We start from the raw sequence: 21,885 nt of genomic DNA on the forward strand, positions 1-21,885 counted from the left end.
TCGTCCTTCGTCATCAAGCGCGGGCGAATGGCCGCATTGGCGCGTTCATGGTCCCCGGCGGGGGGCAGAGTCAAGATTGCGGGGCGTCGGGCCGCGCCTCGATCACCACGAAAGCCTGCGCCCAGGGGTGGTCGTCGGTCAAGGTGACGTGAACGACGGCGTGATGGCCGGGCGGCGTCATCCGCGCCAGCCGCTCCGCCGCCCAGCCGGTCAGTTCCATCACCGGCTGGCCGCTGCGCAGGTTGCTGATCGCCATGTCGCGCCAGCTGATGCCCATCGCCAGCCCGGTGCCCAGCGCCTTGCTGCACGCCTCCTTGGCGGCCCAGCGTTTCGCCAGCGTCCCGGCCTCGTCCTTGCGACGCGCGGCCTTGGCCAGTTCGGTGGACGTGAAGACCCGGTTGCGGAAACGGTCGCCGAAGCGGTCCAGCGTCCCGGCGATGCGGTCGATATTGGCCAGATCGGTGCCGATGCCCAGGATCATTGTGGGACGGCCTTGAGTTCGTAGGATGGCTCCAGGAATGTCGCTGCCCATTTCGGCAGGGTGGGCCAATGCCAGGTGCCTTTCACCAGCCAGCTTGGCGCCGCTTCATCGACAAGCCTTCTTGCAAGCACCCAACTTGCAAATTCGTCGTGCGGGTAGACAAAAATCCTCTCTCTCAGACGGAACGCGATGTGCAGCCCCTTGCCGAGATATTTCTTGTCGATCACGAGCCGCGACTTCAACTGGACCCTCAGCACCGTCGCCCCGTCGATGTGGCAAGCAAGGAAGTCTGCGCCCTGCCAATCGTCGCTCAGCCACATGGAGTGAAAGCCATAATCTGCCAGACGTGCGGCGACCTTGTGGAAGTTGCGCAATTCCTTTTGACGGGCGTTCAGGGTCGCGGGATCGACGATCGTGAAGTTCATCCCTGCCGCGCCTCGTCCATCCGGCGCCGCATCTCGCGGATCGCGCCGTCGAGGCCGATGAACAGGGACTCGGCGATCAGGAAATGGCCGATGTTCAGTTCCCTGATCTGCGGGATCGCGGCGATGGGACCCACCGTATCGAAGGTCAGGCCGTGGCCCGCGTGAACCTCGAGCCCCAGGCGGTCGGCCAGGGCCGCGCCTTGGGCCAGGCCCGCCAGTTCGCGGTCGCGATCCGTGGGACGGCCCTCGGTATCCAGGTCGCAATAGGCGCCGGTGTGCAGTTCGACCACCGCCGCGCCGATCCGGGCCGCGGCCTCGATCTGGGCGGGGTCGTGGCCGATGAACAGGGACACGCGGCAGCCCGCGTTGCGCAGGGGGGCGATGAAATCGGCCAGCATCGCCTCGTTTCCGGCGACGTCCAGACCACCCTCGGTGGTGCGTTCCTCGCGCTTTTCGGGGACGATGCAGACGGCGTGGGGACGGTGGCGCAGGGCGATGGCCTGCATCTCGGGGGTGGCCGCCATTTCCAGGTTCAGGGGCAGCCGCAGGTTCGCCATCAGCGCGTCGATGTCGGCATCGCTGATGTGGCGGCGGTCTTCGCGCAGATGGGCGGTGATGCCGTCGGCGCCCGCGGATTCGGCCAGGCGGGCGGCGCGCAGCGGATCGGGCCAAGGCGTGCCGCGTGCGTTGCGGACGGTCGCGACATGATCGATGTTGACGCCTAGACGCAGCATGAAGTCCCCCTTCGCGGTTTGCGCCAGCTTAGCGGGGCGCCGGCGGCGGTGCCAGTTCCGAGGCGACGGCCCACCAGCCCTGCCGTTCCAGCGCGGCCGCGGCCGCCCGGGCGCGGTGCGGGCTGTCGAAAAGCCCGAAGCAGGTGGCCCCCGAGCCGGACATGCGCGCAAGGGCCGCGCCGCTGGCCCGCAGCGCCTGCAGCACCTCTGCGATGACGGGGGCGATCGCCAGGGCGGGCTGCTGAAGATCGTTGCGGGCAAGCGCCAGCCAGAACGCCAGATCCCGCAGACCCGCGAAGGCCGGAATGTCGGGCAGGCCGGGATTGCCGCGCTGCGCCAGCGCCGCAAAGACCTGGGGGGTCGAGACGGCCACGCCCGGGTTCACCAGCACCAGCGGGATCGCGGGCAGGGTCGGAAGGGGCGTCAGGATCTCTCCGACGCCCTGCATCCGGGCGGGCCGCGAAGCGATGCAGACCGGGACATCGGCGCCCAGCGTATCGGGCCGGTCGGGCACGGGGTGGCCCATGCGCGCCAGCCCGCGCAGCACCGCCGCCGCATCCGCCGACCCGCCGCCGATGCCCGAGGCCACGGGCAGGTTCTTGGTCAGCCGGATCGCCGCCTGCCCCCCGGCCAGCCGCGCGGCCCGCAGGCAGAGATTGTCGCCGCCGGACAGATCCCCGGCGAAGGGCCCGTCGATGCGCAGCGACAGGGGCCCCGGTTCCAGCACCACCTGATCCCCGGCCCCTGCGAAGGCCACCAGCGAGATCCAGCAGATGATAGCCGTCGGCGCGGCGGCCGGTCACATGCAGCGCAAGGTTCAGCTTGGCCGGCGCAGCCTCAAGGACGGGCATCTCTCAGTCGTTGGCGGCCTGCGGGGCGGGCGCCGGGGTCTGGACCGCGCCCGCGGCCTCCTCGGCCAGCACGGCGTCAAGCCCGCGGTCCAGCTTGGCGCGGATCCGGTCGGGATCGACGTCGTCCGTCTCGGTCGGATCGAGCGAGAGGGCGCGCTGCCACTGGATCTCGGCCTCGCGGTGGCGGCCGACCTTCCAGTAGATGTCGCCCAGATGGTCGTTGACCAGCGGATCCTGGGACATGGTCAGGATCGCCCGTTCCATCGGTTCGACGGCCTCCTGATACCGGCCCAGCCGGTAATAGGCCCAGGCCAGCGAGATCAAGGATATACCCGTCGTCCGGCGACAGCGAGACCGCCTTCTCGATCATCTCGAGCGCCCGGTCCAGGTTCACGTTCCGGTCGATCCAGCTGTAGCCCAGATAGTTCAGCAGGCTGGCCTGGTTCGGGCGGATCTCGATCGCGGCCAGGAAATCGGCCTCGGCCCGGTCGAACTGGCCCGACCGTTCCAGCGCGATGCCGCGCGCATAGAGGGGAACCACCGTGCCTCGGCCGGGGCATCCTCCAGCAGCGCCAGGGCCTTGTCGTAGGCGGGCACGGCCTGGGCGAATTTCTCCTGCTGGCGCAGAAGGTCGCCCAGCGCGATCCAGGCCTGGGGCAGGTCGGGATAGGCGGCGGTCAGCGACAGGGCGGCCTTGCCGGCCTCGTCGGTGCGGCCGGCGCGCGACAAGGTGTCGATGCGCGACAATTCGGCCGCCGGGCGCATCTGGCCCATGCGGCGCAGCGCGTCGTATTCGGGTTCGGCCAGCTCGAACTGCTGACGCTCCTGCAGGATCTCGGCCACCATCAGCCGCGCCTCGGCGGTTTCGGGGGACAGCCAGGCGGCCAGGCGGGCGTGGATCAGCGACAGCGGCTCGGGGTCGGGGCTGCTGAGCAGGGCCGAGGCGAAGGTCAGGAACACCTGGGCGATGCCGTCGGCCGGGGTCTTGACCACGTCGAAGGGGACCGGCTGGCCCGCCTTGATGCGGTCGCGCAGGGCCAAAAGCTGCGGCTCGGCCTCGACGCCGGGAACCGCCTCGATCATCGCCACGGCTTCGTCGCGACGCTCCAGTTGCGCCAGGATCTGCGCGCGGGCCGTGAAGCCCAGGATATGCGCGCCGGTCAGGTCGTCGGCCAGCAGCGATTCCGCGCCCTCGTAGTCGCCGACCAGGGCCCGCGCCAGGGCAAGATGATAGTTCACCATCGGGGCCACGCCCTCGACCCGGGCCAGCCGCTCGAACTCGGCCAGCGCTTCCGAGGCCTTGCCCCCGCCCAGAAGCCCCCAGCCGCGCAGCATCCCGGCCAGAAGGTCGGCTTCGGGTTCGGGATCGTCGGGGGTGCCCACATCGTCCAGAAGGGCGGCCCAGTCGCCGGAATGGACTAGGTCCGCCCGGCTGATCAGGCGCGACAGTTCCGTCGGTTCGCTTTCGGCACCGATGCGCGAGGCCAGTTCCACCGCCCGGTCGATCTCTCCGGCGGAAACCAGGGCCACCAGGGCGTTGTCCTGAAGGAAACGGTCGTCGGGATCATGGGCGACGGCCTGCACGAAGAACCGCGCGGCGGCCTGGAAGTCGTTTTCCACCGTCGCCATGCGCGCCGCCAGAAACGGCCCCGCCAGCCCGAAAGTCAGCGGCGGCGCGGGATTCGAGACGGGCGCCTCGGCCGCCGGCGTGTCACCCTCGGGGCGCGGATCGGGGCGGTCCTGTGCCTGGGCGGGCAGCGACAGCCCCGCCAGCAGCGCGGCGATCAGGGCCAGGGTCGGGCGGGTCAGGGTCACGGCATCCATCCCGGAAATCACGAAAATGTTCTGGCGACCCTAGCGCGGGGCCGGGCGCGGTTCAACGCCCCTGCCCTCGCCTCCCATCACATGTTCGGGTAATTCGGCCCGTCGCCGCCCTGGGGGGTGGTCCAGACGATGTTCTGCGACGGATCCTTGATGTCGCAGGTCTTGCAGTGGACGCAGTTCTGGAAGTTGATGACGAAGCGCGGGCCGCTGGCATCCTCGACCACCTCGTAGACGCCGGCGGGGCAGTATCGCTGCGCGGGCTCGGCGTATAGGGGCAGGTTCACCCGGATCGGGATGGTCGGGTCCTTCAGCTTCAGGTGGCAGGGCTGGCTTTCCTCGTGGTTGGTAAAGCTGAACGCCACGTTGGTCAGCCGGTCGAAGGACAGCTTGCCGTCGGGCTTGGGATAGTCGATGGGCTTGAAGTCGGCGGCCTTGCCGGTGGCTTCCGCGTCGGTCTTGCCGTGCTTCCAGGTGCGCAGGATGTTGCGGCCCGTCAGCCCCGCCCCCCACATGTCCATGCCGCCCAGCACCAGCGACGGCCACAGCCCATAGCGCGACCAGGCCGGCTTGACGTTGCGCACCTTCTTCAGGTCCTGGCCGATGGCGCCCGTCCGCACCGCGGTGTCATAGTCCGTCAGCCGGTCGCCCTGGCGCCCCGCGGCGATGGCCGCAGCCGCCGCCTCGGCCGCCTCGATCCCCGAGATCATGGCGTTGTGGTTGCCCTTGATGCGCGGCACGTTGACCATGCCCGCCGAACAGCCCAGCAGCACGCCGCCGTTGAAGCTCAGTTCGGGAAGCGACTGCCAGCCGCCCTCGGAAATCGCCCGGGCGCCATAGCTGATGCGCTTCCCGCCCTCCAGCAGCTCGGCCACCATCGGGTGGTGCTTGAAGCGCTGGAACTCCATGTAGGGATAGAGATACGGGTTCTCGTAGTTCAGGTGCACCACGAAGCCCACCATCACCAGGTTGTCCTCGTAGTGATAGATGAAGCTGCCGCCGCCGGCGTTCTTGCCCAGCGGCCAGCCCATCGTGTGGACCACCCGGCCCTTCTGGAACTTCTCGGGGCGGACTTCCCAGATCTCCTTCATGCCCAGGCCGTATTTCTGCGGCTCGTGGCCCTGGGACAGGCCCAGGCGGTCGATGATGACCTTGGCCAGCGACCCGCGCACGCCCTCGCCGATGAAGACATACTTGCCGTGCAGCTCCATCCCCGGCTCGTAGTTCGGGCCAGGCGTGCCGTCGGATTGCAGGCCCATCTCGCCCGCGACCACGCCCTTGACCCGGTCGCCGTCCCAGACGACCTGCGACGCCGCCATGCCGGGGAAGATCTCGACGCCCAGTTCCTCGGCCTGTTCGGCCAGCCAGCGGCAGACGCTGCCCATGCTGACGATGTAGTTGCCGTGGTTGTTCATCAGCCGCGGCATCGGCCAGTTCGGCACCCGGACCGACCCCGCCTCGCCCAGCACGAAGAAGTTGTCGTCGGTGACTTCGGTGCGCACGGGGGCGCCCTTTTCGCGCCAGTCGGGGATCAGCCGGTTCAGCCCGATGGGGTCCAGAACCGCCCCCGACAGGATATGCGCGCCGACCTCGGAGCCCTTTTCCAGCACCACGACCGACAGATCGGGGTCGATCTGCTTCAGCCGGATCGCGGCCGACAGGCCGCTTGGGCCTGCCCCCACGATCACAACGTCGTATTCCATCGACTCGCGCTCGGGCTGCGTGGTGTCGGTCATGGCTCGGGCCCCCCTGCTTTGGCTCATTGCCGATGTAGCCTCTTTGCCGCGGCGCGACAATGCCGACGCAGCGGCCGATTTCTGCTGGAAATGCTGCCTCCGGTCTTGCCAAGGCGCGGCTGTTCGGGGCACCTTGCCCGCAACCGAGGTCCCGCCCCTGCCATCCGCATGGCAGGGGCGTTGCCTTAGCATCTGGACGAAACCGCATCCCGAAAAGGGTTGCATCCCGCAGAGGAGTGGGCAGCGATGGACAAGATTCCGATGACCCGCAGCGGCTATGCCGCGCTTGAACGCGAACTGGGCGAACTGAAATCGAAGGAACGTCCCGCGATCATCCGCCAGATCGCCGAGGCGCGCGAGCATGGCGACCTGTCGGAAAACGCCGAATACCACGCCGCGCGCGAGAAGCAGGGCTTCATCGAGGGCCGCATCAAGGAACTGGAATCCATCCTGTCGCGAGCCGAGGTGATCGACACCGCCAAGCTGACCGGCTCGGTCAAGTTCGGCGCGGTGGTCCATCTGGTGGACGAGGACACCGACGAGGAGCGCACCTACCAGATCGTCGGCGAGGCCGAGGCCGACATCGAACGGGGGCTGCTGAACATCCGTTCGCCCCTGGCGCGCGCGCTGATCGGCAAGGATGTGGGCGACAGCGTCGAGGTCGCCACCCCCGGCGGTCAGCGCAGCTACGAAATCCTGGCGATCCGGTACGAATAGGCCATGTCGCTGGTTGCACGGATCACCTCGCTGGCGCAGCGCGACGCGCTGACGGTTACCGGCATCGCCCTGTCGGCAGCCTGGCTGTTTCTGCTCGCGCTGTTCTGGCTGCTGGCCCCCGCGGATCCGCAAGGGGGCCCCACGGGCATCGCCCGGCTGGTCACGATCATGGGCACGGTCCTGCCGCTGGCGCTGATCTGGCTGGCCGTCGGCATGGCCCGCGCCCTGGCCGTGCTGCGTGCCGAGGCCGAGGATCTGCGTCTGCGGCTGGGCCAGCTGCGCGAGGGCGCAGCGCTGCGCGATCCCGCCCCGCAGCGCCCGGCAGCCGGAAGCCCCGGTGCGGAGGATCGGGAACCTCAGGCCGCGGCCCCGCTTGCGGCTGCGCCCGTCGCCGCGCCGCCCGCTGCCCCTTCGCCCGTCCCCCCGCTGCCGCGCCCGGCGCCCCGTCCGGCCGAACCGCGCCCCCAGGCGCTTCGGCCGGAACCCGGTCCCGCCGTGCCGGTCGATCCCGAAACCCTGATCCGGGCGCTGAACTTTCCCGATGGCGCCGACGATGCGCCCGCCATCGCCGCCCTGCGGACCGCCCTGCAGGATCCCGACCATGCCCGCGTCCTGCGTGCCGCGCAGGATGTGGTGACGCTTCTGGCGGGACAGGATCTGTACATGGACGACCTGCCCCCCGACCCGGCCCCGGCATCGGCCTGGCGGCGCTATGCCCAAGGCCAGCGGGGCAGCGCGGTGGCGCAACTGGGTGCCATCCACGATCCGGTGGCCCTGGACATCGTGGCGGCGCTTTTGCAGCGCGACGAGATCTTTCGCGACACGGCGCACCATTTCCTGCGCCACTTCGACGCGATGCTGGTGCGGCAGGTGCCGCAGATGGACGACGCGCAGATCGCGGTCCTGGCCGGGACGCGGTCGGCCCGCGCCTTCATGCTGCTGGGGCGCCTTTCGGGGAACTTCGGCTGACGGCGCGGGTCGCGGTGCGGGCGGCGGCTAGACGGGCCGGCGCAGCAGCACCACCGGCCCGGACCAGGGCCATCCGAAGGGACCGCGCCCGATCTCGGCAAAGCCCAATGCGGCGTAGAAGGCCAGGGCGTCGCGGTTGCGGGCCTCGACCTCGGCGCGCAGGCCGGGATGGCCCGCCTGCCGCGCCGCCCGGGCCGCGCCCTCCAGCAGCGCGCGGCCGATGCCCGACCGCGGACGGGCGGCCACGATGCCGTCGATCACCAGATCCGCCGTGGCCGGCGCGGCGCGGTAACAGGCGCGCGCCAGCAGCGGCATGGCCGCCAGAAAGCCCCCCTGGGCGTCGCGTATCCCGGCCATTCCGGCAAGCCCGTCGTTCCCGCCGATCGCGGCGATGCCGTGGCAGGCGCGCCCCTGCGGCGGGCGGCAGGCCAGGGGCGGGGCAAAGGCCCGCCACCACAGGCCCGCGGCATCGGGCAGGTGCCGGGCCGGAATGGGAAACAGGATCTGCACCCGGCCTTGCCTTCCCGTTGCGCATCGTGCAACCAAGGTGCCGCGTTCCGGCCTGATGCGAAAGCCCCCATGTCACCGATCCCCCAGCCCCGTTCCGCGCCCCGGCAAGGCCGTGCCGACGCGGCCGAGGCACGGACCCCGCGCAGCCTCTATCGGCTGGGCGTGCTCAGGTCGCTGCCCTTCCTGATCGTGATGATGCCCTTCGGGATGCTGTTCGGGGTGGTGGCCACCAAGGCGGGCATGGATGTGGGGCAGGTCCTGGGCTTTTCGGTTCTGGTGCTGGCCGGTGCCTCGCAGTTCACGGCGGTCCAGCTTCTGTCGGAAAACGCGCCGGTCCTGATCGTGATCCTGTCCAGCCTGGCGGTGAACCTGCGCATGGCGATGTATTCGGCCTCGCTGGTGCCCTGGCTGCGCGGGGCCAGCGCGGCGCAGAGGGCGATGGTCGCCTATTCCCTGGTGGACCAGAGCTATGCCCTGGCCGTCCAGGAATACGAATCCAATCCCCGCCTGACCCTGGGGCAGCGGCTGGCCTTCTTCGCCGGCGTGGTCACCGTGGTCTGCCTGCCCTGGATGATCTTTTCCTGGATCGGCGCGACCCTGGGGCAGGCGATCCCCGAAGGGATCGCGCTCGATTTCGCGATGCCGATCACCTTTCTGGCGATGATCGCGCCGATGCTGCGCAGCGCGGCGCATCTGGCGGCCTGCTTCGTGGCGATCGTGGCGGCGCTGCTGCTGGCGGGTCTGCCGTCGGGGCTGGGGCTGCTGATCGCCGCGCCGCTGGGCATGGCCGCCGGAGCCCTGGTCGAGACGCGCGCCAGCCGGAGGGCCCGCGCATGACCGACGGACCTTCGGACCTGACCATCTGGCTGGTGATCGTGGTGCTGGGCATCGGCACCTTCCTGATCCGCTGGTCGTTCCTGGGGGCGCTTGGCAACCGGGACATGCCGCCCTGGGTGCTGCGGATGCTGCGCTACACGCCGGTGGCGGTGCTGCCCGCGCTTGTGGCGCCGCTGGTGGTCTGGCCCGCCGCGAACGGCGGCCAGCCCGACCCGGCGCGCATGGCGGCGGCCGCGGTGACGGTGGCGGTCGGCCTTTGGACCCGAAACATGATCGCGGCCATCCTTGCCGGCGCGATCACGCTGTTCGGCCTGCTTTACATGTTGTAGCCGACGATCCTGCCGTCCTTCTGGCGCAGCAGCACGTCGTGGTTGTTGGCCGGATCGCCGTCCATGTGCCGCTTGGACTGGACGCCCGGCTGCGTCAGGAACCAGTTGCGCAGCCTGATCGGGCTGAAGCCGGTGGGCGCGTTCTCGAATCCCGGAACGCGGCTCAGCGCCTGGCCGGTGTTCACGGCGCAGAAGCTCTTGGGCGAGGCGCCCTGCGATTCCACCGCGCGGATCGCCGCCTCGGCCACCTGGGGGCTGACGAAGACGGTGTCCTCGGCCACCCAGTAGGTGCTGCGGGCGTGGTAGTCGATGTAGAAGTTCTTGAAGTTGTCGGTGATCCCGTACAGCACGTCGTTGCGTTCGGGGATGCGCGGATGCTGCCAGCTTCCCGCGGGGTCATAGATCACCCTCTGGCTGCCGTTCACCATCAGCCCTGAATGGCCGCCCTCGCCCCGCGGAATGCCGATCACCGTCAGAAGCGTGATCGACGGCGGCTCGTCCGAGACGAAGCGCGCGGCCCGCAGTTCCTCGTCGGAATCCCACACGTGCTTGGCGCCGCAGGCGGCCAGGGCGGCCGGCATGGCAGCCGCCAGAAAAACCCGTCTTTTCATTGAGGATCCGCCTGCCGCTCAGGCATTCGCCAGGGCCAGGAACACCAGCACCAGGATCGACAGGATCACGGTCCAGGTGGCGAACTTGATGAAGCCCCTGAAGGTCCGTTGCTGTTCGGTGATGTCCATGGTGCCGACCTTGTGGTGTTCGGTCGTGTCGTGATGCTGCGCCATGCGGCTGCCCTCCTTGTCCGGTTCGCCCTTGCGATAACGGAAACCGTCCGCCCTGTCACGCCCCCCACAGCACGGCCCCGTCCTGCTGTCCCACCGGCGACACGACGCCCTGCCGGTGCAGGTGGTTCACATGGGCCACCGCCTCGACCAGGGCCAGGCCGAACTCGCCCGATCCGATGCGGCGCTTGAACAGGATGTCGAAGCAGCCGACCGCCGTGCGCGGGCCTTCGCGCAGGGCCGCGACCATCCGGGCCAGGGCGCTGTGGTGGTTGTCGATCAGCTGGCGCAGCCGCGTCGGCAGGCCGGTGAAGGGCAGCTTGTGGCCGGGCAGGACCAGGTGGCGAGGCTGGGCCAGATCCAGCATCCGCTGGCAGCTGTCGATCCATTCGCCCACCGGATCGGCCTCGGGTTCGGTCGGATAGACCCCCAGATTGGGAGAGATCGAGGGCAGAAGCTGGTCGCCGCCGATCACCAGGTCGTCATCCAGGGACCAGAAGGTGGCGTGGCAGGGCGCGTGGCCGTGCCCCATGACGACGCGCCAGCGGCGGCCCCCGAACACCGCGTCCTGCCCGTCCGTCAGCCGGGTGAAGCCCAGCGGCAGGGGATGGACGCAATCGGCGAAGTTGAAGGGCCGTTCCGCAGCGCGCTTCTCCAGCATCTCCGCCGGCATCCCGGCGCGGCGCCAGAAGGCCAGGGATTCGGCGGTGATATGGTCCTGCCGGTCCAGGACCAGCATCCGCGCCATCAGCCAGGCGGTGCGGCTCATGGCCAGTTCCGCCCCGTCCAGCGCCATGAACCGGCCTGCCAGGCCTATATGGTCAGGATGGTGGTGGGTGCCGATCACGCGCAGGATCGGCCGGCCCTTCAGCGGACCCGCCCGCAGCGCGGTCCAGGCCTCGCGGGCGGCGGGGGTGTCGAAGCCGGTATCGACCAGCGTCCAGCCGTCGCCCTCGTCCAGGGCATAGACGTTCACGTGGTCCAGCGCCATCGGCAGCGGCAGGCGCATCCACAGGACGCCCGGCGCGACCGTAATGGCATCGCCCGCCGCGGGCGGGACCTGGAACGGAGCGGCGATCACGCCGCCACAGCGCCGGCCAGCGCGGCGTCGCTGATGCCCTCCAGGTCGTCCAGCCCGGCCAGGGCCTCGGCCAGGTCGGCCGCGTGGCGCGGCAGGACGCGCGCCATGAAGACCCGGGCCAGGGCCAGTTGCGTCCCGCCGCCGGCCTGCACCGCGCGCAGGTGGTAAAGCCCCCCAGCACCCGGGCGAAGGCCGACAGATAGGGCACCGCCCCGGCAAAGCGGTCGGGCAGGTCGCGCTCGAGCAGCGTCTGCGTCGCCTCGCGCAGGGTCTCGGCCGCCTGCCACAGCTGGTTGGCCATCTGCGGGTGATCGACCTGGGCGGTCTTGGCGCCGTCGGCGATCTCGTCCAGAAGGCGCAGGGCGACGTCGCCGCCGTCCGACAGCTTGCGGCCCACCAGATCCATCGCCTGGATGCCGTTGGTGCCCTCGTAGATGGGGGTGATGCGCACGTCGCGCAGATACTGGGCCGCGCCGGTTTCCTCGACATAGCCCATGCCGCCGTGGACCTGCACGCCCATGTCGGCGACCCGGCAGCCGACATCGGTGCCATAGGCCTTGGCGATCGGGGTCAGGAACGCCGCGCGGGCGGCATGGGCGGCCTCGCCGGTGGCGCGCTCCAGGTCGATGGCGGTGGCGCAGGCCAGGCCGATGGCCCGGGCGGCAAAGACCTCGGCCCGGGCGGTGGCCAGCATCCGGCGGACGTCGGGATGGCGGATGATCGGCCCCATCTGGTTGCGTTCGGCGGCATAGGCCACGGCCTTCTGCAGCGCGGCCTCGGCCACGCCGACGCCCTGCATCCCCACGCCCAGGCGGGCGCAGTTCATCATCGTGAACATCGCGGCCATGCCCCTGTGCTCCTCGCCGACCAGCCAGCCGGTGGCGCCCTCGAAGCTCATCACGCAGGTGGGGCTGCCGTGGATGCCCAGCTTCTCCTCGAGGCTGAGGACCTTGAGGCTGTTGGCCACCCCCGGCCGGCCATCGGCATCCGGGATCAGCTTGGGCACCATGAACAGGCTGATGCCCCGGGTTCCCCTGGGGGCGCCCGGCAGGCGGGCCAGCACCAGGTGGCAGACGTTGTCGGTCACGTCGCTGTCGCCCCAGGTGATGTAGATCTTCTGGCCGGTCACGCGATAGGTGCCGTCGTCCACGGGCTCGGCCCGGGTGACAAGCGCGCCCACATCGCTGCCCGCACCGGGTTCGGTCAGGTTCATCGTCCCCGACCATTCCCCGGAGATCAGCTTTGGCAGGTACAGCGCCTTCAGCTCCTCGCTGGCGTGATGCTCCAGCGCCTCGATCTGGCCTTGGGTCAGCAGGGGGTTCAGCTGCAAGGCCAGGCAGGCGCCCGACATCATCTCCGAGACGGCCATGTTCAGCGCCTGCGGCAGCCCCATGCCGCCGTGACGGGGATCGGCGGAAAGCCCGACCCAGCCGCCCTCGGCAATGGCGCGGAAGCCCTGGGCATAGCCGGGCGAGGACCGGACGCGGCCGTTTTCCAGGACCGCAGGCTGTTCGTCGCCCGCCCGGTTCAGCGGCGCCAGGACGTTCTCGGCCAGCTTTCCGGCCTCGGACAGGATGGCGGACGCGGTCTCGGCCGTCGCCTCGGCGAAGCGGTCGGTCCGGGCCAGGTCGGGGAACGGCACGACGTGGTTCAGGATGAAGTCGATCTGCTCGACCGGGGCCTTGTAGCTCATCTGGATCCCTTTCCCTCGGCGCCTTGGCAACCTGCCGCGGCGCGGCTATCTGACTGTCGCGGCCCATCTTATGGGGCCTTGACCAATGCTCAACCGAAACCCGGCGTCACGGATGCAGACCGAACGACTGTTGCCAGACGAAAGCGGGCTGGCCCGCGCCGCCGCCCTTCTGGCGCAAGGACAGGTCGTGGCCATCCCGACCGAGACGGTTTACGGCCTGGCGGGCGACGCGCGCAACCCCCAGGCCGTCGCCCGCATCTATCAGGCCAAGGGCCGGCCCAGCTTCAATCCGCTGATCGTGCACGTGGCCGACCTGGACACGGCGCGCACCATGGCCGATCTGACGCCCGAGGCCGAGGCGCTCGCCGCCGCCTTCTGGCCCGGCGCCCTGACCCTGGTGCTGCCCCTGCGCAAGGAAGCGGGCATCGCCTCGCTGGTCACCGCGGGGCTCGAGACGGTCGCGCTCAGACTGCCTGCGCATCCCGTCGCGCAGGCGCTGTTGCGGCTGACCGGGCCGCTGGCGGCCCCTTCGGCCAATGCCTCGGGCCGCATCAGCCCGACAAGCGCGGCCCATGTGCTGGACCCCGACGGCGGCCTGAACGGCCGCATCGCGGCGGTGATCGAGGCCGGCCCCTGCAGTCTGGGCGTGGAATCCGCCATCGTCGGCTGGCCGGAAAACCGCGCGACGCTGCTGCGCCCCGGGGGCATCCCGGCCGAACGGCTGGCCGAGGTTCTGGGTCGCCCGCTGGCGGATCATTATGCCGATCCGGCCGCGCCCAGCGCGCCGGGCCAGCTGACCAGCCACTATGCCCCCAGGGCGGCGCTGCGACTGGACGCGGCCGATCCCGCGCCCGGCGAAACCCATATCGCCTTCGGCCGGCCCGGCCCCTTAACGCTGTCGGAAACCGGCGACCTGACCCAGGCCGCCGCCCGGCTCTTCGACATCCTGCGGCGCGCCGACCGCGAAGGCCGCCCGATCGCCGTCGCGCCGATCCCGGATCACGGCCTGGGCGCGGCGATCAACGACCGCCTGCGCCGCGCCGCCGCACCGCGGAGCTGAGGCCCCATCTTCTGTGCGCAAATATCCCGGGGGCGCCGCCGGAACGGCGGCGGGGGCAGCGCCCCCGCCTCCCGTCACAGCCCCAGCGATCCATAGACGTTGGCGATGCGCCGGATCGCCACGACGTATCCGGCGGTGCGCATGTCATCCATCTGCGGATTGGAAATCCAGACCTCCTTCATCTTCTTGAAGGCCTCGCGCATCGTGTCGTCCAGACCCGAGCGGACCAGATCCAGCTCGTCCGCGCCGTGCAGGAAGGCCTCCTTGAAGCCGCGCGCCAGTTCGAAGTTCGTGCCCGTGTCGGCCGAGATCCGCTCCAGTTCCTCGATCAGCAGCCGGGCGCGCGCTTCTTCATGGCGGCGTTCCAGACGGCCCAGGCTGATCTGCGACAGGTTCTTGACCCATTCGAAATAGCTGACCGTGACCCCGCCCGCGTTGGCATACATGTCGGGGATGATGACCACCCCCTTGCGCTTGAGGATCGCGTCGGCATCCGCCGTCACCGGGCCATTCGCGGCCTCGATGATCAGCTTGCAGCGGATGCGGTCGGCGTTGCCGGCGTGGATCACGCTTTCGACGGCCGCCGGGATCAGGATGTCGCACTCGTCCTCCAGCGCCGACAGCCCGATCTCGCGATAGTCGCCGCCGGCAAAGCCCCGGACTCCCCGGTCACGCGGATATGGCCGCGCAGGGCGTCGATGTTGATGCCCTGGGGGTTGCTGATCGCCCCGTCGCGCTCGATCACGCAGGTGACGATCGCCTTGTCCTCGGCCGACAGAAACTGGGCGGCGTGATAGCCCACATTGCCCAGGCCCTGGACGATCACCCGCTTGCCCGCCAGGCCGCCCTCCAGCCCTGCCCGCTTCATCACGTCCGGGTGGCGGAAGAACTCGCGCAGCGCGTATTGCACGCCCCGCCCCGTGGCCTCGACCCGTCCCTCGATCCCGCCTGCAGTGCGCGGCTTGCCGGTGACGCAGGCCTTGGCGTTGATGTCGTCGGGATGCAGCCGCTTGTAGGCATCGGCCATCCAGGCCATCTCGCGTTCACCCGTGCCCATGTCGGGGGCCGGAACGTTCTGGCTGGGCGAGATCAGGTTGCGCCGGGACAGCTCGTAGGTGAAGCGGCGGGTGATGCGCTCCAGCTCGTCCTCGTTCCAGGCGCGGGGGTCGATGCAAAGGCCCCCTTGGACCCGCCGAAGGGCACCTCGACCAGCGCGCATTTGTAGGTCATCAGGGCGGCCAGGGCCTCGACCTCGTCCTGGGTCACGTCCAGCGAATAGCGGATGCCCCCCTTCACCGGCTCCATGTGCTCGGAATGGACCGAACGATAGCCGGTGAAGGTGTGGATCTGCCCGCGCAGACGCACCCCGAAGCGCACGGTATAGGTCGAATTGCAGACCCTGATCTTCTCCTCCAGCCCCGGCTGGAGATTCATCAGGCCCGCAGCCTGGCTGAACATGCGCTCGACCGAATCGCGGAAGGATGTATGGGGGACGGTCATCAACTGCTCCTGAACTGGGCGCTTTCCTGGCGATGTCCCCGGACCCTATGCCGGCCCGGACGGGGGGCCAAGCGTCTTCTGGGCAAGATCCGGGCATTCCCGCCCCCTTCCCGGCCCAGCCCTGGCAGGCCCTGCCGACAAGGGGCCGCCGCCGGCCAACCGCAGGCGGGTGCGGCGGGCCCGGAGTCGATGATGCGAACGTGACCGCCGACACGCCTTCTCAACCAGAGGGGCTCTCTGTATGATCCGGGCGCGAAGCCCGCGACAGACGGGCGCTCCGAGGGAATCCGCCATCATGAAGACCATCACGATCCTGCTGCCGATCGCCGCCGCCAGCCTGGTGTCGGCCTGCATGGCCCCGGCACCCGTCCCGGCCCCCCTGCCCGAACCCGCCCCGATGGTTTATGCGCCCCCCGCGCCCGAACCGGCGCTTGGGGTGTCGGGCCTGACCGAACGCAAGCCCGACCTCTGCGGGGCGACCAAGAACTATGGTTCCACGGTGGGCCAGCCCGGCAGCGTGATCCCGACCCTCGGCATCACCAAGGATTACCGCGTCGTCGAATATCGCGGGATCGAGCCGCAGGACTACGACCCCAACCGGATCGTCTTCCGCCTGGACCAGGCGGGCATCATCACCAATGTCGATTGCGGGTGACATGATGCCTGCAAAAGCCTGCGCCCTCGCCCTGACCGCCGCCGCGCTTCTTGCCGCCTGCGAACCCTTGCCGGTCGAGCCCGCGCCCGACACGCCTCCCGATGACTGCCGCGCCTCGGCCTATCAGGGGCTGGTCGGGCAGCCGGCCTCGGTGGTGGCGGCCATGACCTTTCCCATCGGAACCCGCCAGATCGGCCCCGATGATCCCGTCACCTCGGATTTCCGCCCCGAGCGCCTGAACATCGAATACGGCCGCACCGGCCTGATCGAGAGGGTCAGCTGCTATTGACCGGCCCGGCGCCGTCGTTTTCGCCGTTGCCTTGCCCCGCGGCGGGTGTCACCATTCCGTCATGATGAATGCCGGCCCGCCGTTCCAAGCCGATCCCGATCGCGTCGTCTTCGACCGGGCGGAATTGTCCCTGATCCTGTCGGTCTATGGCCGATTCGTCGCCGCAGGCGAATGGCGCGACTATGCCATGTCCTTCCTGCGCGACGCGGCCGTGTTCAGCGTCTTCCGCCGCGCCGCCGAACATCCTCTCTACCGGATCGAAAAGCGCCCCCGGCTGCGCGCCGCCCAGGGCGCCTATGCGGTGATCGGCATGGACGGGCGCATCCTCAAGCGCGGGCACGACCTGGCGCAGGTGCTGCGCGTGCTGGACAAGGCGCTGATCCGCGCCGTCGACTAGGTTCCGCGCGGCTTGGCGCGCAGCGTGGGATCGGCCTGGCGCGGATCCTCGGGCCAGGGATGGCGGGGATAGCGCCCGCGCATGTCCTTCCTCACATCGCCATAGCTCGACGCCCAGAAGCCCGGCAGGTCGGTCGTCACCTGCACCGGCTTGCCGCCCGGGGACAGCAGGCTGATGCGCAAGGGCCGCCCGCCCACGGCCGGGTGTTCCGTGACCCCGAACAGCTCCTGCAGGCGCAGCTCGATCGAGGGCTGCTCGTGGCCGTAGTCGATCGGCACCCTGCGGCCCAGCGGCGTGACGAAATGCGCCGGCACCTCACGATCCAGCCGCTGCTGGCCGTCCCAGCCGATCCGGGCCTTCAGCGGCTCGACCAGATCCAGCCCGCGCAGATCGGCCAGCGTCCGGGCGCGGCCCAGCCAGGGCAGCAGCCAGTCGGCATCCGCCAGCAGGGCCGCGTCATCGACCGGGCCAAGCTCCGGCAGCAGCGCGATCCGCGCCCGCAGCCGCGCCGCCGCCGGACTCCAGGGCAGCCCGTCCAGCCGCAGTCCCTCCAGCGAGGCCCGGGCGATGGCCTCGGGCGGCGCCTCGGGCCAGGGGCGGTCCGACAGCACCAGCGCGCCCAGCCGCTCCTGCACCCGCGCCATCACCCGCGCCTCGCGCCGCGACCACGCGCAGATCGAGACCGTCTCGATCCGCCCGCCGTGCAAGGCGCGCAGCCGGTCCTCCTCCAGGGGGGCCGCCATGCGGATGCGCGCCTCGCGCGCGTCGCCGTCCAGATCGGCGGCGACGATTAGGCGCTCTCCGGCCAGCGGATCGCCCGGATCCATGACGGCGCCCCTGCCCCCCGACAGCACGAAGCGCGCCTCTCCGCCGCTGCGGCGCAATCCGATCCGGTCGGGATAGGCCAGCGACACCATGGCGCCCGTTTCTTCTTTGTCCAAATACCCCCGGGGGGCCCGGGGGGCAGAGCCCCCGCCGTCGCGGGACGCCACAAGCCGCCGCAGCCGCAAGGCCTCGTCGCGGATCTGCTGGATGACCGGCCGGTTCGCCTCCCAGGGATGGCGGGCGGAAAATCCGCCGGGGTCGCGCATCGCCGCCAGCCGCAGCGCCAGATCGGCGGGCGCGCCGCGCAGGGGATCGCGGCTCGACAGCAGCGCGGCCAGTTCCGCCGCTTCCGGCCCTGCGCGCAGCAGCATATGGGCCAGCCTGGGATGCAGCGGCAGCCGCGATAGCGCCCGCCCGTGATCGGTGATCCGGCCGGCCCCGTCCAGGGCCTCGAGCCCGCGCAGCAGGGCGCGGGCCTCCGACAGCGCCGCATCGGGCGGGGGCGTCAGGAAGGCCAGATCCCCTGGCGCGGCGCCCCAGGCGGCCAGATCCAGCGCCAGCCCGGCCAGATCCGCCACCGCGATCTCTGGCGGGGCGAAGGGGGGAAGCGCGCCTTCCTCGGCCCGCGCCCATAGCCGATAGCAAAGCCCCGGCGCCACGCGCCCCGCCCGGCCGCGGCGCTGGTCGGCCTCGGCCCGGCTGACGCGTTCGGTCACCAGCCGCGACATCCCTGAACCGGGGTCGAACCGCGCCCGCCGCGCCCGGCCCGCATCCACCACCACCCGAACCGCCGGAATGGTCAGCGAGGTTTCGGCGATCGCGGTGGCCAGGACGATCCGCCGCCGCGGCCCCGGGGGCGACAGCGCCGCCCGTTGCTGGGCCGGTTTCAACGCCCCGTAAAGCGGCAGCACTTCACAGCGGTCGCCAAGCTGAGCCATGACCCGCCGGATCTCGCCCTCGCCGGGCAGGAAGGCCAGGATCGTGCCGCCGGTCTCGCGAGTTTCGGCCTCGGCCTGGGCGATCAGCCGCGCGGCCTCGTCGACCAGGCGCGCGCCCGCGGGCAGCGGCCGGGGCAGCCAGCGCGTCTCGACCGGGAAGGCGCGGCCCTCGGACCGGATCACGGGCGCGTCGTCCAGCAGCGCGGCGACGGGTTCGGCGTCCAGCGTGGCCGACATCACCAGCACCGCCAGATCCTCGCGCAGGGCGCCCCTGGCCTCCCAGACCAAGGCCAGCCCCAGGTCCGCGTTCAGGCTGCGCTCGTGGAACTCGTCGAAGATGACGCAGCCAATCCCCTCCAGGCCGGGATCGGCCTGGATCATCCGCGTCAGGATGCCCTCGGTCACCACCTCGATCCGGCTGCCCGCGACGCTTTCGCCGCGCATCCGGTAGCCGACGCGGCCGCCGGGGGCCTCGCCCAGCTGCTCGGCCAGCCGTTCGGCGGCGGCGCGCGCGGCCAGCCGCCGCGGCTCGAGCATGACGATCCGGCCCGCCACCCTGTCCAGCAGCGCCAGCGGCACCCGCGTGGTCTTGCCGGCCCCCGGCGGCGCCACCAGCACCGCCCGGTCCTGCGCGGCCAGCGCCTCGCAGAGCGCGGGCAAAACATCCTCGACAGGCAACCGATCCAGCATCCCCGCGTTATGGCGCAACGGCGGGCCAAGCGGAACCCCGGCCCGCCGCCCTAGGCAAACCCTTCCCCGGGGCCTACCTTCCAGGACCGACGGCAGAAAAACAGGCAGGCGGAATGGGTATCGGCAGCAGCGTTCTGGCAGGCATCGGCATGGGTGATCCGGTCGTCCGGCTGGGGGTCACCGGCCTGTCGCGGGCGGGAAAGACGGTGTTCATCACCTCGCTGGTGGCGAACCTGATGGACCGCGGGCGGATGCATTCGCTGCGCGCCGCCGCCGATGGCACCATCAAGGCGGCCTGGCTGCAACCGCAGCCCGACGACACGGTGCCGCGCTTCGACTTCGAACGCCACCTGGCCGCGCTGACCGGCCCGCAGCCCCACTGGCCCGAGGGGACGCGCCATGTCAGCCAGTTGCGCCTGTCGCTGCGGCTGGACGGCCGCGGCCTTCTGGGCGGGCTGAGGGGGCCGCGCACCCTGCATCTGGACATCGTCGATTACCCCGGCGAATGGCTGCTGGACCTTCGCCTGATGGAGCGGGACTTCTCCGACTGGTCGGCCGAGGTTCTGGACCGGATGCAGGGCCGCCCCGGCGCCCAGGACTATCAGGCCGCGCTGGCGGGCCTTGATGGCGACCGCTTCGATGAACCCACCGCGCAGCGGCTCGCCGGGGTCTATACCGCGCATCTGCACGCCGCCCGGGACGCGGGCTGGTCGGACTGCACCCCCGGCCGCTTCCTGATCCCCGGAGAGATGGAGGGCTCGCCCGCGCTGACCTTCGCGCCCCTGCCCGCAACCCTTGCGGAGGGCCGGCTGCACCGGGAGTTCCGCCGCCGCTTCGACGCCTACAAGTCCCGCGTCGTCAGACCCTTCTTCCGCAACCACTTCGCCCGCATCGACCGGCAGGTGGTGCTGGTCGATGTGCTGGGCGCGATCCATCAGGGGCCTGGCGCGGTCGAGGACATGCGCCGCGCCATGGCCGACGTGCTGACCGCCTTCCGCCCCGGCCGCGCGGGCTGGCTGGCGCAGCTTCTGGGCACGCGGCGGGTCGAACGCATCCTGTTCGCCGCCACCAAGGCCGACCACCTGCATCACGTCCAGCACAACCGCCTGACGGCGATCCTGTCGGCGATGCTGCGCGAGGCGCGCGACCGCGCCGACTTCTCGGGCGCGCGGACCGAGGCCATGTCGATCGCCGCGCTGCGCGCCACGACCGAAGACACGATCCGCCAGAACGGCGAGGATCTGCCCGCCGTGCGCGGCCGGCTGCTGGACGGGCGGCAGGCGGCCTTCTATCCGGGCGAACTGCCCGCCGATCCCGCCGTGCTGCTGCATCCCGCGCGCGACGGCGCGGCACGCTGGCTGGACGGCGACTATGCCATCATGAACTTCGCGCCCGCGCCCATGACGGCGCGCCCCGGCGACGGCCCGCCCCATATCCGGCTGGACCGCGCCGCCGAATTCCTGATCGGGGACCGGCTATGAGCGATACACCCCCCGCCGCGGCCCGGTGCTGATCGAACTGGACGCCCCTGCCGCCGCCGATGCCCGTCCCGGTCCCAGCCAGGACGAACGCGAAGGCGACGGCGGCCCGAACCCGGCCGACGCCCCGCCCATCGACGCCGCCGATGCCGTCCTGCCCCGCCCCCGCACGATGGAGATGGTGGCCCGGCTGGTCGGGCGGCGCCCGTCGCGGCTGACGCGGTTCTTCGTCAATTCCGGCGTGGCGCTGTTCACCTTCCTGCTGTCGATCGCGGCGCTGAACTTCATCAACGACCTGCTGAACCGCTATCCGGTGCTGGGCTGGATCGGGGTTGCGCTGTTTGCGCTGTTCACGCTGGCGGCCCTGGGCATGGCCTGGCGCGAATACCGGGCCTGGGCGCGGTTCGCCCGGATCGACGCCATCCAGCGGCAGGCCGGCGCGGCCCTGGCAGGCGACAGCATGGACAAGGCCCGTGCGGTGGCCGACGACCTGCTGGCGCTTTACCGCGACCGGCCGGAACTGGACTGGGGCCGCAGGCGGCTGGCCGACGGCCGGGGCGACGCCTTCGATGCGCGCACCCTGCTGACGATGGCCGAAACGGAACTGCTGGCGGGCCTCGACCAGGATGCCCGCCGCGAGATCGAGGCCGCCGCCCGCACCGTGGCCACCGCCACCGCGCTGATCCCGCTGGCGCTTGCCGATGTCGCTGCGGCCCTGGCGGCGAACCTGCGGATGATCCGCCGCATGGCCGAGATCTATGGCGGCCGGGCCGGTGCGGTCGGCGGCTGGCGGCTGGCGCGCACGGTGATGACCCATCTGGTCGCGACCGGCGCGGTGGCTGCCGGCGACGACCTGATCGAGACCGTCGCGGGCGGCGGGATGCTTTCCAAGCTGTCGCGCCGCTTCGGCGAGGGCGTGGTGAATGGCGCCCTGACCGCCCGCGTCGGCATCGCCGCGATGGAGGTCTGCCGTCCCCTGCCCTTCCTGGCCCAGCCGCGCCCCCGGGTCGGCAACCTGGTCACGCGGGGGTTGCGCGGGCTGTTCGGATCCGGGGAACGCGGCTAGAACCGTCCCGAAGGGGGACAG

Annotated in this window: 22 protein-coding genes and 5 pseudogenes; 10 read left to right on the forward strand and 17 right to left on the reverse strand. The window is 70.8% G+C overall.

Annotation, left to right across the window (positions count from 1 at the left end; genetic code table 11):
- Positions 1 to 70: 70 nt before the first annotated feature.
- From acpS to ACZ1HC_RS02915, 8 genes and pseudogenes are all read right to left on the reverse strand, one after another.
- Entirely contained in the window at positions 71 to 481 is a 411-nt protein-coding gene (gene acpS, locus ACZ1HC_RS02880) for a holo-ACP synthase (RefSeq protein WP_472698669.1), read from the reverse strand.
- Positions 478 to 906, reverse strand: a complete 429-nt coding sequence (locus tag ACZ1HC_RS02885) for a hypothetical protein (protein ID WP_472698670.1) — start codon at positions 904 to 906, stop codon at positions 478 to 480. Before ACZ1HC_RS02885 ends, acpS begins: the two co-directional genes overlap by 4 nt.
- Positions 903 to 1,640, reverse strand: coding sequence for a pyridoxine 5'-phosphate synthase (locus tag ACZ1HC_RS02890; RefSeq protein ID WP_472698671.1), 738 nt, complete (start codon positions 1,638 to 1,640; stop codon positions 903 to 905). The genes ACZ1HC_RS02885 and ACZ1HC_RS02890 overlap by 4 nt, the downstream gene beginning before the upstream one ends.
- Positions 1,641 to 1,668: 28 nt before the next feature.
- A pseudogene (locus ACZ1HC_RS02895) lies at positions 1,669 to 2,491 on the reverse strand (4-(cytidine 5'-diphospho)-2-C-methyl-D-erythritol kinase).
- A gap of 3 nt (positions 2,492 to 2,494) precedes the next feature.
- Entirely contained in the window at positions 2,495 to 2,815 is a 321-nt protein-coding gene (locus tag ACZ1HC_RS02900) for a tetratricopeptide repeat protein (RefSeq protein ID WP_472698672.1), read from the reverse strand.
- A gap of 160 nt (positions 2,816 to 2,975) precedes the next feature.
- Positions 2,976 to 3,032 (reverse strand): annotated as a pseudogene (locus tag ACZ1HC_RS02905) (hypothetical protein); the annotation flags it as partial.
- Between the two features lie 23 nt (positions 3,033 to 3,055).
- Positions 3,056 to 4,315: pseudogene (locus ACZ1HC_RS02910) on the reverse strand (tetratricopeptide repeat protein); the annotation flags it as partial.
- A gap of 77 nt (positions 4,316 to 4,392) precedes the next feature.
- Positions 4,393 to 6,048 (reverse strand): electron transfer flavoprotein-ubiquinone oxidoreductase, encoded by a 1,656-nt coding sequence (locus ACZ1HC_RS02915; RefSeq protein WP_472698673.1) that lies wholly within the window; start codon positions 6,046 to 6,048, stop codon positions 4,393 to 4,395.
- A gap of 246 nt (positions 6,049 to 6,294) precedes the next feature.
- Here ACZ1HC_RS02915 and greA point away from each other — a divergent pair, with 246 nt between their 5' ends.
- A complete protein-coding gene (gene greA, locus ACZ1HC_RS02920) occupies positions 6,295 to 6,765 on the forward strand; it encodes a transcription elongation factor GreA (RefSeq protein WP_472698674.1) in 471 nt (156 codons plus the stop codon).
- Positions 6,766 to 6,768: 3 nt separating this feature from the next.
- Entirely contained in the window at positions 6,769 to 7,734 is a 966-nt protein-coding gene (locus ACZ1HC_RS02925) for a hypothetical protein (RefSeq protein ID WP_472698675.1), read from the forward strand.
- A gap of 27 nt (positions 7,735 to 7,761) precedes the next feature.
- On the opposite strand, the gene ACZ1HC_RS02930 is transcribed toward ACZ1HC_RS02925, so the two are convergent.
- A complete protein-coding gene (locus ACZ1HC_RS02930) occupies positions 7,762 to 8,244 on the reverse strand; it encodes a GNAT family N-acetyltransferase (protein WP_472698676.1) in 483 nt (160 codons plus the stop codon).
- A 69-nt stretch (positions 8,245 to 8,313) separates the two neighbouring features.
- Here ACZ1HC_RS02930 and ACZ1HC_RS02935 point away from each other — a divergent pair, with 69 nt between their 5' ends.
- Positions 8,314 to 9,081: an AzlC family ABC transporter permease gene (locus ACZ1HC_RS02935; RefSeq protein ID WP_472698677.1), complete on the forward strand. Its 768-nt coding sequence runs from the start codon at positions 8,314 to 8,316 to the stop codon at positions 9,079 to 9,081.
- Positions 9,078 to 9,410 (forward strand): AzlD domain-containing protein, encoded by a 333-nt coding sequence (locus ACZ1HC_RS02940; protein ID WP_472698678.1) that lies wholly within the window; start codon positions 9,078 to 9,080, stop codon positions 9,408 to 9,410. Before ACZ1HC_RS02935 ends, ACZ1HC_RS02940 begins: the two co-directional genes overlap by 4 nt.
- Here the strand turns inward: ACZ1HC_RS02940 and ACZ1HC_RS02945 are convergent.
- The 4 genes and pseudogenes from ACZ1HC_RS02945 to ACZ1HC_RS02960 all read right to left on the reverse strand — a co-directional run bounded on the left by ACZ1HC_RS02945 (position 9,398) and on the right by ACZ1HC_RS02960 (position 12,966).
- Positions 9,398 to 10,021 (reverse strand): type 1 periplasmic-binding domain-containing protein, encoded by a 624-nt coding sequence (locus tag ACZ1HC_RS02945; RefSeq protein WP_472698679.1) that lies wholly within the window; start codon positions 10,019 to 10,021, stop codon positions 9,398 to 9,400. The two genes, ACZ1HC_RS02940 and ACZ1HC_RS02945, sit on opposite strands and share 13 nt — an antisense overlap.
- A gap of 18 nt (positions 10,022 to 10,039) precedes the next feature.
- Positions 10,040 to 10,195, reverse strand: coding sequence for an aa3-type cytochrome c oxidase subunit IV (locus ACZ1HC_RS02950; protein WP_472698680.1), 156 nt, complete (start codon positions 10,193 to 10,195; stop codon positions 10,040 to 10,042).
- A gap of 55 nt (positions 10,196 to 10,250) precedes the next feature.
- A complete protein-coding gene (locus ACZ1HC_RS02955; protein ID WP_472700764.1) occupies positions 10,251 to 11,201 on the reverse strand; it encodes an MBL fold metallo-hydrolase in 951 nt (316 codons plus the stop codon).
- Positions 11,202 to 11,269: 68 nt separating this feature from the next.
- Positions 11,270 to 12,966, reverse strand: a pseudogene (locus ACZ1HC_RS02960) (acyl-CoA dehydrogenase).
- 112 nt (positions 12,967 to 13,078) lie between these two features.
- Here ACZ1HC_RS02960 and ACZ1HC_RS02965 point away from each other — a divergent pair.
- Entirely contained in the window at positions 13,079 to 14,026 is a 948-nt protein-coding gene (locus tag ACZ1HC_RS02965; RefSeq protein ID WP_472698681.1) for an L-threonylcarbamoyladenylate synthase, read from the forward strand.
- Positions 14,027 to 14,100: 74 nt separating this feature from the next.
- Here the strand turns inward: ACZ1HC_RS02965 and ACZ1HC_RS02970 are convergent, their stop codons facing one another.
- The 3 genes and pseudogenes from ACZ1HC_RS02970 to ACZ1HC_RS02980 form a co-directional block, all read right to left on the reverse strand.
- A complete protein-coding gene (locus ACZ1HC_RS02970) occupies positions 14,101 to 14,595 on the reverse strand; it encodes a Rossmann-fold NAD(P)-binding domain-containing protein (protein WP_472698682.1) in 495 nt (164 codons plus the stop codon).
- Between the two features lie 20 nt (positions 14,596 to 14,615).
- The gene (locus tag ACZ1HC_RS02975) at positions 14,616 to 15,083 is read right to left on the reverse strand and encodes a hypothetical protein (RefSeq protein ID WP_472700765.1); all 468 of its coding nucleotides are present in this window, start codon (positions 15,081 to 15,083) and stop codon (positions 14,616 to 14,618) included.
- Between the two features lie 12 nt (positions 15,084 to 15,095).
- A pseudogene (locus ACZ1HC_RS02980) lies at positions 15,096 to 15,526 on the reverse strand (Glu/Leu/Phe/Val dehydrogenase dimerization domain-containing protein); the annotation flags it as partial.
- 295 nt (positions 15,527 to 15,821) lie between these two features.
- Between ACZ1HC_RS02980 and ACZ1HC_RS02985 the strand changes: the two are divergent.
- The 3 genes from ACZ1HC_RS02985 (at position 15,822) to ACZ1HC_RS02995 (ending at position 16,867) form a co-directional block, all read left to right on the forward strand.
- Positions 15,822 to 16,181, forward strand: coding sequence for a hypothetical protein (locus ACZ1HC_RS02985; RefSeq protein WP_472698683.1), 360 nt, complete (start codon positions 15,822 to 15,824; stop codon positions 16,179 to 16,181).
- A 1-nt stretch (position 16,182) separates the two neighbouring features.
- Entirely contained in the window at positions 16,183 to 16,470 is a 288-nt protein-coding gene (locus ACZ1HC_RS02990) for an I78 family peptidase inhibitor (protein WP_472698684.1), read from the forward strand.
- A 64-nt stretch (positions 16,471 to 16,534) separates the two neighbouring features.
- Positions 16,535 to 16,867 (forward strand): DUF2794 domain-containing protein, encoded by a 333-nt coding sequence (locus tag ACZ1HC_RS02995; protein WP_472700766.1) that lies wholly within the window; start codon positions 16,535 to 16,537, stop codon positions 16,865 to 16,867.
- Here the strand turns inward: ACZ1HC_RS02995 and hrpB are convergent.
- On the reverse strand, positions 16,864 to 19,320 hold the full coding sequence (gene hrpB / locus ACZ1HC_RS03000; RefSeq protein ID WP_472698685.1) for an ATP-dependent helicase HrpB: 2,457 nt from the start codon (positions 19,318 to 19,320) through the stop codon (positions 16,864 to 16,866). The genes ACZ1HC_RS02995 and hrpB overlap by 4 nt on opposite strands.
- 113 nt (positions 19,321 to 19,433) lie before the next feature.
- Here hrpB and ACZ1HC_RS03005 point away from each other — a divergent pair, with 113 nt between their 5' ends.
- Together ACZ1HC_RS03005 and ACZ1HC_RS03010 are read left to right on the forward strand one after the other, a co-directional pair.
- The gene (locus ACZ1HC_RS03005) at positions 19,434 to 20,801 is read left to right on the forward strand and encodes a YcjX family GTP-binding protein (protein WP_472698686.1); all 1,368 of its coding nucleotides are present in this window, start codon (positions 19,434 to 19,436) and stop codon (positions 20,799 to 20,801) included.
- Between the two features lie 25 nt (positions 20,802 to 20,826).
- Positions 20,827 to 21,864 (forward strand): YcjF family protein, encoded by a 1,038-nt coding sequence (locus ACZ1HC_RS03010; RefSeq protein WP_472698687.1) that lies wholly within the window; start codon positions 20,827 to 20,829, stop codon positions 21,862 to 21,864.
- Positions 21,865 to 21,885 lie beyond the last annotated feature (21 nt).

The sequence above is a fragment of the Paracoccus sp. BR5-17 genome, from assembly GCF_055693925.1.

Bases quoted from the DNA above. Each gene is read 5' to 3' on its own strand.
- ACZ1HC_RS02940 (WP_472698678.1), top strand. From the start codon at position 9,078: ATGACCGACGGACCTTCGGACCTGACCATCTGGCTGGTGATCGTGGTG.
- ACZ1HC_RS02990 (WP_472698684.1), top strand. From the start codon at position 16,183: ATGATGCCTGCAAAAGCCTGCGCCCTCGCCCTGACCGCCGCCGCGCTT.
- ACZ1HC_RS03005 (WP_472698686.1), top strand. From the start codon at position 19,434: ATGGGTATCGGCAGCAGCGTTCTGGCAGGCATCGGCATGGGTGATCCG.
- ACZ1HC_RS02945 (WP_472698679.1), bottom strand. From the start codon at position 10,021: ATGAAAAGACGGGTTTTTCTGGCGGCTGCCATGCCGGCCGCCCTGGCC.
- ACZ1HC_RS02935 (WP_472698677.1), top strand. From the start codon at position 8,314: ATGTCACCGATCCCCCAGCCCCGTTCCGCGCCCCGGCAAGGCCGTGCC.
- ACZ1HC_RS02985 (WP_472698683.1), top strand. From the start codon at position 15,822: ATGAAGACCATCACGATCCTGCTGCCGATCGCCGCCGCCAGCCTGGTG.
- ACZ1HC_RS02950 (WP_472698680.1), bottom strand. From the start codon at position 10,195: ATGGCGCAGCATCACGACACGACCGAACACCACAAGGTCGGCACCATG.
- hrpB (WP_472698685.1), bottom strand. From the start codon at position 19,320: ATGCTGGATCGGTTGCCTGTCGAGGATGTTTTGCCCGCGCTCTGCGAG.
- ACZ1HC_RS02885 (WP_472698670.1), bottom strand. From the start codon at position 906: ATGAACTTCACGATCGTCGATCCCGCGACCCTGAACGCCCGTCAAAAG.
- ACZ1HC_RS02915 (WP_472698673.1), bottom strand. From the start codon at position 6,048: ATGACCGACACCACGCAGCCCGAGCGCGAGTCGATGGAATACGACGTT.
- ACZ1HC_RS02965 (WP_472698681.1), top strand. From the start codon at position 13,079: ATGCAGACCGAACGACTGTTGCCAGACGAAAGCGGGCTGGCCCGCGCC.
- ACZ1HC_RS02890 (WP_472698671.1), bottom strand. From the start codon at position 1,640: ATGCTGCGTCTAGGCGTCAACATCGATCATGTCGCGACCGTCCGCAAC.
- ACZ1HC_RS02925 (WP_472698675.1), top strand. From the start codon at position 6,769: ATGTCGCTGGTTGCACGGATCACCTCGCTGGCGCAGCGCGACGCGCTG.
- ACZ1HC_RS02995 (WP_472700766.1), top strand. From the start codon at position 16,535: ATGAATGCCGGCCCGCCGTTCCAAGCCGATCCCGATCGCGTCGTCTTC.
- acpS (WP_472698669.1), bottom strand. From the start codon at position 481: ATGATCCTGGGCATCGGCACCGATCTGGCCAATATCGACCGCATCGCC.
- greA (WP_472698674.1), top strand. From the start codon at position 6,295: ATGGACAAGATTCCGATGACCCGCAGCGGCTATGCCGCGCTTGAACGC.
- ACZ1HC_RS02955 (WP_472700764.1), bottom strand. From the start codon at position 11,201: ATGCGCCTGCCGCTGCCGATGGCGCTGGACCACGTGAACGTCTATGCC.
- ACZ1HC_RS02975 (WP_472700765.1), bottom strand. From the start codon at position 15,083: ATGGGCACGGGTGAACGCGAGATGGCCTGGATGGCCGATGCCTACAAG.